6 protein-coding genes and 3 pseudogenes are annotated in these 8,128 nt (G+C 51.4%); 4 read left to right on the top strand and 5 right to left on the bottom strand.

What is annotated here, in order from left to right:
• Positions 1–319: pseudogene (locus tag BHE85_RS06750) on the bottom strand (transposase); the annotation flags it as partial.
• Between the two features lie 15 nt (positions 320–334).
• On the opposite strand from BHE85_RS06750, the gene BHE85_RS06745 reads away from it, so the two are divergent.
• Together BHE85_RS06745 and mpaA are read left to right on the top strand one after the other, a co-directional pair.
• Positions 335–976: an SDR family oxidoreductase gene (locus BHE85_RS06745; protein WP_001117440.1), complete on the top strand. Its 642-nt coding sequence runs from the start codon at positions 335–337 to the stop codon at positions 974–976.
• A gap of 309 nt (positions 977–1,285) precedes the next feature.
• The gene (gene mpaA / locus BHE85_RS06740; protein ID WP_000219122.1) at positions 1,286–2,014 is read left to right on the top strand and encodes a murein tripeptide amidase MpaA; all 729 of its coding nucleotides are present in this window, start codon (positions 1,286–1,288) and stop codon (positions 2,012–2,014) included.
• Here the strand turns inward: mpaA and ycjG are convergent.
• Positions 1,989–2,954 (bottom strand): annotated as a pseudogene (ycjG, locus tag BHE85_RS06735) (L-Ala-D/L-Glu epimerase). The gene mpaA and the pseudogene ycjG sit on opposite strands and share 26 nt — an antisense overlap.
• A 118-nt stretch (positions 2,955–3,072) precedes the next feature.
• Here ycjG and tpx point away from each other — a divergent pair.
• Complete coding sequence (gene tpx, locus BHE85_RS06730) at positions 3,073–3,579, top strand: thiol peroxidase (RefSeq protein ID WP_000084384.1); 507 nt, start codon at positions 3,073–3,075, stop codon at positions 3,577–3,579.
• 43 nt (positions 3,580–3,622) lie between these two features.
• Here tpx and tyrR read toward each other — a convergent pair whose 3' ends face one another.
• From tyrR to BHE85_RS06715, 3 genes and pseudogenes are all read right to left on the bottom strand, one after another.
• Entirely contained in the window at positions 3,623–5,164 is a 1,542-nt protein-coding gene (tyrR, locus tag BHE85_RS06725; RefSeq protein ID WP_001300658.1) for a transcriptional regulator TyrR, read from the bottom strand.
• A gap of 147 nt (positions 5,165–5,311) precedes the next feature.
• Positions 5,312–6,371 (bottom strand): annotated as a pseudogene (locus BHE85_RS06720) (DUF697 domain-containing protein).
• A complete protein-coding gene (locus tag BHE85_RS06715) occupies positions 6,368–7,765 on the bottom strand; it encodes a YcjX family GTP-binding protein (protein ID WP_000825790.1) in 1,398 nt (465 codons plus the stop codon). Before BHE85_RS06715 ends, BHE85_RS06720 begins: the two are co-directional and overlap by 4 nt.
• 204 nt (positions 7,766–7,969) lie before the next feature.
• Between BHE85_RS06715 and BHE85_RS06710 the strand changes: the two genes are divergently transcribed.
• A partial coding sequence (locus tag BHE85_RS06710) for an IS1 family transposase (protein ID WP_032277379.1) occupies positions 7,970–8,128 on the top strand: 159 nt, incomplete at its 3' end.

Below are 8,128 nucleotides of genomic sequence, written 5' to 3'. Positions count from 1 at the left end.
TGTCGCCATTGTTCGATTAACGCGTATTTTTCAGCGACTCCTGTGCAAAATACGCTGTTGCTTTTTTTAATATATCTCGCTCAAGGCGAGCTTCATTTAACGCCTTACGCAGTTGCAGAATTTCAGATTCCAGTTCAGCCACCGTGCGGGAACCAGGAGTACCGAGCCCTTTTCTGGCGGCGGTAACCCATTGTCCTAAAGTGCCTTCAGGAAGGGATAATCGGGAAGCGCCTTCACTGATCGAAAGTTGATTTTCAAGAACCGTTCTGACAGCTTCGGCTTTGAACTCTTTAGAGTAACGTTGGTTTTTTCTGCTCATTATTAGCTCCTTCTGATGCCATTCTATTTCAGGAAGGAGTGTCCGTTAAACTCAGGCTACCTCAATGTGATTAATCAACTGGCAGATAAACAAACCATTAAACAAACTTTATTTGCCCGTCAGCCAGCAAAAATCCACAAACCCTATCCAACTAATAGCAAGATTATTATGGGAGATGTACTGAATCATGCAGCACTGAAGCAGGCCATGCAGGGACAGGACGTTGTGTATGCCAACCTTACGGGGGAAGATTTAGATATTCAGGCAAATTCAGTGATCGCTGCGATGAAAGCCTGTGATGTTAAACGTCTGATCTTTGTTCTTTCCCTCGGTATTTATGATGAAGTTCCAGGAAAATTTGGCGAATGGAATAATGCAGTTATTGGTGAGCCCCTAAAACCATTCCGCAGGGCTGCGGATGCAATTGAGGCTTCTGGACTGGAATATACAATTCTTCGCCCTGCCTGGCTGACTGATGAAGATATTATTGATTATGAGCTTACCTCACGCAATGAACCATTCAAAGGTACGATCGTATCACGTAAGAGTGTCGCAGCATTAATCACAGATATCATCGATAAACCTGAGAAACACATTGGTGAGAATATAGGTATCAATCAACCCGTGACTGATGGTGACAAGCCATTATTCATGTAAATCAATTACATAGTTACCATCGTAATGTACTATGTGCAGTACGATTTATTAAACTTATTAAGGTGAACTGATCAATCCGATGCGATTAACATGTGTAGAACCAGTAAGAATAAAATACGCCATGTATATAACATTACGACTTACATCTAAGTCAGCATAATTCTAATATCTGCACATCAATAAAAATGCAAACAACTTCCGGCAAAAAAAGTGATACAAGATCGATGACATAGCGTTGAAGAAAAGGATTTGATAATCCGCAAAATTTGCACAACACTGCCTGTAATACTTCCTGAACCAGAGACGATCATGACCGTAACCCGCCCACGCGCCGAACGCGGCGCATTTCCGCCCGGAACAGAACATTACGGACGTTCATTATTGGGCGCGCCGTTAATCTGGTTTCCTGCCCCTGCAGCCAGCCGCGAAAGTGGTTTGATTCTGGCTGGCACTCACGGTGATGAAAACTCTTCGGTCGTCACGCTCTCCTGTGCTCTGCGGACGTTGACACCTTCTTTGCGCCGCCATCATGTGGTGCTGTGTGTGAATCCTGACGGCTGCCAGCTGGGGTTACGGGCCAATGCTAATGGTGTGGATTTAAACAGAAACTTTCCGGCGGCGAACTGGAAGGAAGGTGAAACGGTTTATCGCTGGAACAGCGCCGCTGAAGAACGTGATGTCGTATTACTGACAGGTGACAAACCTGGCTCAGAACCTGAAACCCAGGCGCTGTGCCAGCTTATACACCGCATTCAACCTGCCTGGGTGGTCTCATTCCACGATCCACTGGCCTGTATTGAAGATCCCAGACACAGCGAATTAGGCGAATGGCTGGCCCAGGCGTTTGAATTGCCTCTGGTAACCAGCGTCGGTTATGAAACGCCTGGCTCTTTCGGCAGTTGGTGTGCAGATCTCAACTTGCATTGCATCACCGCAGAGTTTCCGCCCATCTCCTCCGACGAAGCCAGCGAAAAATATCTCTTTGCGATGGCAAACTTGCTGCGCTGGCATCCTAAAGATGCAATTCGCCCGTCGTGAACTGAAGCGCCGGTTCCACATCTACCGCCAGCCAGGTCGGTCCGTCAAGATCGGCGAAACTGACCTGCGGCACCAGCGGTAAAGCGGCGCTAATGGCACGAGAGGTACACAACATGCAGCCCAGCATCAGACTGAAACCTTGTGCACGCGCTTCAGTCGCCAGCGCCAGCGCTTCCGTCAGACCACCGGTTTTATCGAGCTTAATGTTAACCATCTCATAGCGCCCTTTCAGCGCCTTCAGATTGCTACGTGTATGACAACTCTCATCAGCACAAATCGGCAACGGATGAATAAAATTCTCCAGCGCCGCATCGTCCTGCGCAGGAAGGGGTTGTTCAAGCATCGCAACGCCTAAATCCGCCAATAGCTGGCAACGCGCCGCCAACCCTTCTGCACGCCAGGATTCATTTGCATCAACGATCAGCGTCGCATCGGGCACAGCTGTGCGAATTGCCACCATCCGCTCACTAATAAGATGGTTATCCAGCTTCACTTTCAGTAATTTCGCGCCTGCCTGCCAGAGTGTTGATGCACTATTGGCCATCTGATCAGGCGTACCGATGACTACCGTCTGTGCAGTGATAACTGTCTCGGGAAGCGTTATGCCGATCAAATCAGCCAGCGATTGCTGCTGTTTTCGCGCGGCCAGATCCCACAATGCACAATCCAGCGCATTACGTGCTGCGCCGGCAGGGAGAATTTTTTGCAACTCCTCCCGTGTCAGCCCTTTCTCTAATTGCGACACGACGCTCATAATTTGCGCCATTACCGAGGCATCACTTTCTCCATAACGCGGATACGGCGTGCATTCGCCGGTGCCTTTAATACCCTCTTCTTCCAGTTCAACCACCACCACGCGCGCTTCACTGCGACTTCCCCGGGCAATCACAAACGGGGTATGTAAGGGCTAGGCTTCCTCAAATACCTTAACGGTTCTCATCTTTACTCCTTGTTGTCGCGGTGGTCTGCGGATTAAGCGCAAATAGCGTTTGCTGTGTTATTGACAGTTAGCATAAACTAGGTGTGACGTTAACTATATGTAAACAGGAAAGATAATCATGTCACAAACCGTTCATTTCCAGGGCAACCCGGTTACAGTCGCCAATTCCATCCCGCAGGCGGGTAGCAAAGCGCAGACTTTTACTCTCGTGGCAAAAGATCTGTCTGACGTCACCCTCGGTCAGTTTGCGGGTAAACGCAAAGTGCTGAACATTTTCCCGAGTATTGATACCGGTGTTTGCGCCGCATCAGTACGTAAGTTTAACCAACTGGCAACCGAGATCGACAACACCGTTGTGCTGTGTATTTCTGCCGATCTGCCGTTCGCCCAGTCTCGTTTCTGCGGCGCAGAAGGTCTGAACAACGTTATCACCCTCTCCACTTTCCGTAACGCTGAATTTCTGCAAGCCTTCGGTGTGGCAATTGCTGATGGCCCACTGAAAGGTCTGGCAGCGCGTGCCGTTGTGGTTATTGACGAAAATGACAATGTGATTTTCAGCCAGCTGGTGGATGAAATCACCACCGAGCCGGATTACGAAGCAGCTCTGGCTGTACTGAAAGCATAAGTTAATATGCCTGATGGTGTTGCACCATCAGGCATATTCGCGCTTACTCTTCGTTCTTCTTCTGGCTTAAGCCATATTCCCGCAACTTATTGGCAATCGCGGTATGTGAAACGCCGAGACGTTTTGCCAGTTTGCGCGTGCTGGGATAATTGCGATAAAGCTGGGTTAATACCGAGCGTTCAAAACGGCTGGTGATTTCGTCCAGCGAACCTTCCATCGCATCTTCGCCCACGGCTACCGTTGCGGCGTCATAATCCGGCAACAAAATATCCTGTGGACGCAGCTCATAACCGTCCAGTTGTGTCAGTGCGCGATATATAGCGTTCTTTAACTGCCGCACATTTCCCGGCCACGCATAACGCGTAAGTACAGTATTCAGGTCAGCGGCCAGTTTCGGACGCGGCACGCCCTGCTCGTCGGCAAAGCGGGCGACGAACAGCTCAGTTAACGGCATGATGTCCTGCGGACAGTCACGTAGCGGCGGCAGATTGAGCGTCAACACGTTCAGACGATAATAGAGATCTTCACGGAACATGCCTTTTTGCACCAGTTCGACCAGATTCTTCTGCGTAGCGCAAATCACCCGCACATCGACATGCACCTCATGGTCTTCGCCAACCCGACGGAAAGTGCCATCATTAAGAAAACGCAGTAATTTCGCCTGCATCCGTGGTGACATTTCCCCTATTTCATCCAACAGCACCGAACCACCGTTCGCCTGCTCAAAGAATCCTTTCTTCCCTTCCGGAGCATGACCAAACAGTTCACTCTCGACCGCATCTTCCGGTATAGACGCACAGTTCAGCGCCAGGTAAGGTTTGCCCGCTCTGGGGCTTGCCTGATGGCAGGCGTAGGCAAAGAGATCTTTACCTGTACCTGTGTCACCCGTAATCAGCAGCGGCGCGCTTAGCATCGCCAGTTTCTGCGCCTGTTCGACAACATGCTTCATTTTCGGGCTGACGGCGACAATTTGACTGAAGGCGCTGACGTCCTGGGCGGCGACATTTTGCAACTGGCGGCCCATACGAATCGTTGATCGCAACATCACCACCGCACCGGTCAGGACGTGTTGATCATTTTCATCCTGAAGATAAACAGGCGTAATCTCCATCAGGAAATTCTGCCCATTAATAACGACATGCTCGTTATGCGAATCTTGCGGTTCGCTTTCCAGCCAACGTAAAAAATTAAAGCCGTTAATCAATTGTGCGGCGGTATGGTTGCGCAGGCGATCCAATTTTTGCCCAAAAAGCTGACAGCTCGCCGGGTTCGCCATATCCACTTTGCTTTTCATATCGACAGAGAGCACAGGTTCGGGCAACGCCTCCAGTAACGCGCTCAACGCCAGATGCTCACGTTCGGAAGGCATCCACGGGACAGTACGCACATCGGTAACACCTGCAATACGGCGTATTTCGGCCATCAGACTGCTGAAACTCTCAAACTCCAGTTCAGCAAAATTGAGGTAGATTCGCCCAATGGGATCAATCTCAATACCGCGTAAATCAATGCCTCTTAGCACGAGTAGATCGAGTAATTCGCGGGTCAGACCGAGTCGGTCTTCACAAAAGACTTCCAGACGCATGGGAACCTTCACCTGAAAAAAGAACAATTAATATGATGATATGACACTATTTGGATAGCAGGAAGGTTTCTGTCAACAATCATTGACACAAAGACGGAAAAACGGGCACTTCGGCGTAAAGATATCCGGTCAGCACCCGATATTGCATTATTTTTCGCTGGGCGTTTTGCCTTTTTGCAGCGTTTCTTTCACCTGACCGATAAGCTGACGACGGAAATCCCCGAGGCGAGGTTTGTCATCGTCAATCCACGGCAGCGGGCGGCAAAGCTCCATAGCTTTAATCCCGAGTCTGCCGTCAGAAGTCCAGCACCAATTCCCTGAGCTGCGCGGGTAGACAAACGAGCAGCGAGATCTTGCGACATCCAGTCCATCCCCACTTCGCGCACCAGTTCGCTGGCTCCGGCAAAAGCGATATTCAGCAATACCAGCTTAAACAGACGCAAACGGCTGTAATACCCCAGTTCAATGCCATACAGCGTGGCGATGCGATTAATTAAACGCAGATTGCGCCAGGCGATAAACGCCATATCGACCAACGCCAGCGGGCTGACCGCAATCATCAACGTTGATTCCGCCGCCGAACGGCAGATTTCGCGCCGCGCCTGGGCATCTAAAACTGGCTGGACCAAATGCGCATACAAACTGACCACTTCACGGTCGTTTTGCGTTTCATGGATTGAGGCATACCAGCGTTGCAGCGCTGGATGAGACTGATCAATACCCGCCTGCTGCGCCAGTTTTTCGCAAAATGCGCGGCCTTTGCCCGTGCCGTGGCTGTGCAACAAATCGCGCGCTTCGTCGCGTTCATGGGCGCGCTGTCGCAAGCGCCATAAGCGCCGCCACTCTGTTACCACAGAACCTACGCCAGCGCCGATAATCAATGCCCCAGCGGCACATCCACCCAGCGCCACCCAGTCCTGAGTTTGCCAGGCATTCATTGTCCACTGTACACCCTGCCCGACAACGCTTGCGCCAAACAGAGCCAGCCCGCCCATCACCATTTTGCGCCACAGGCTGCGTTTCGGACGTAACGCTGCATCCATTACCGCTTCAACTTGCCCCTCTTCTTCAGGCGCTTCATCGAGCGTGGCCGGGGCAAAATTTTGCGCCTGATTTTCGTCAAAGGTCTGCTGCGCCCTGAATTTTGGATTCTGATCGACCTCCAGCGGACGTCGAAATCAATACGTGGTTTTAACGGTTCGGTCATCGCAATTTATCTCCTATTAAAAATTCCAGCGCGGCATCAAGACGAATATGCGGCAGCGGTTTGTCGACATCCATCACCTGCGGGCGAAACGCTTCAAACTGGAACCCTTGTTTGTCCCAGAACGCCTGACCGGGCAAACGCGCAGGAACTTCACCGGGATAAACGGTGAGTGGCGCACCATCGCTGAGCCGGTTACCGCGCAATGCCGGAATTTTCTCGCCGTTGACGTCAATAATGCCGCTGGTGGTCGCCTGCACCGAGGCCAGCCCCAGGCAATCCATACTAATCCCTTCAAACGCCGCATTTTGCCAGGCATCCTGAATCAGTTGTTGCAGTAATGAAACCATATTGGCGTGCTGATCGATGGTCACATGGTCCGCTTTAGTGGCAGCAAACAATAGCTTATCGATAACCGGCGAAAACAAACGCCGGAACAAGGTACGCTGCCCGTAGTGGAAACTTTGCATCAGCTGCGTCAGTGCCAGACGCATATCATTAAATGCCTGTGGCCCACTGTTGAGAGGTTGCAGGCAATCAACCAGCACAATCTGGCGGTCAAAGCGCAGAAAATGATTCTTATAGAACCCCTTCACCACCTTCTCGCAGTAATAATTAAACCGCTCGCGCAGCATTCCGGCATTGGTGTGCTTATCGGCCTGCGCCAGTTTGGACTCGCCCCAGGTATCGACATCCGGCCACGGGAAGAATTGCAGCGCGGGCGCACCTGCCATATCTCCTGGCAAGACAAAGCGCCCTGGCTGAATAAAGTGCAGCCCCTGCTGTTTACAGTGGTGGAGATAATCGGTCCACGCGGCGGCAATGTCTGCCAGCCGGTTTTCGTCGGCAGGTGCTAGCGGGTCCAGCCCTTCGCACATCATTCGCCATTTGACCGACCATTCGCCGCGCTGACCATTGAGTAAGCCCGTCATCTGGCGTGACCAGCTTAAATAGTCCTGCGCCAGCATCGGCAGGTCGAGCAACCATTCGCCGGGATAATCCACAATCTCCAGATACAGCGTGGAGGTGTCCTTGAAGTGGCGTAGCAGCGAATCGTTCGATTTAAAACGTAGCGCCAGGCGGATTTCACTGACGCCGCGCGTTGGCGTCGGCCAGGCGGGAGGATCGCCATATAACTGCGCCAGTCCTTCATCATATGTGAAGCGCGGAATGCCAAAGTCACGCTGAGGAATGCGTTTTACGCCCAGCAGGCGCTCTTCACGCACCGCGCTTAACAGCGGCAAGCGTGCTCCGGCGTGAATATTGAGCAACTGATTGACCATAGCAGTGATAAACGCTGTTTTGCCGCTGCGGCTTAGTCCGGTTACGGCGAGGCGCAGATGTCTGTCGACACCCCGATTCACCAGCGCATTAAGTTCATTTTTAAGTCGCTTCATTGCTGTCCTGTGCTGCTCTGAAGACCAGAAAAAAATCATTCGTAAGGATATGAATGTGGGGGCCAGGCCATTGATTATCAACTGCCCGTGTTGTCATCGACGGGCGAACTCCATAAGATGTGCAGCATTCACGTTCGGACGGAGTTCCTGGTAATGCTGCCAACTTACTGATTTAGTGTATGATGGTGATTTTAAGGTGCTTGCGTGGCTTCCATTTCCATCAGATGTCCTTCCTGCTCCGCTACTGAAGGCGTGGTGCGTAACGGCAAAAGCACTGCCGGACATCAGCGCTATCTCTGCTCTCATTGCCGTAAAACATGGCAACTACAGTTCACTTACACCGCCTCTCAGCCCGGTACGCAC

The sequence above is a fragment of the Shigella sp. FC1567 genome, assembly GCF_001743015.1.
GTDB classification, from domain to species: Bacteria; Pseudomonadota; Gammaproteobacteria; order Enterobacterales; family Enterobacteriaceae; genus Escherichia; species Escherichia coli.
This window is presented reverse-complemented; position numbering and strand designations above follow the sequence as displayed.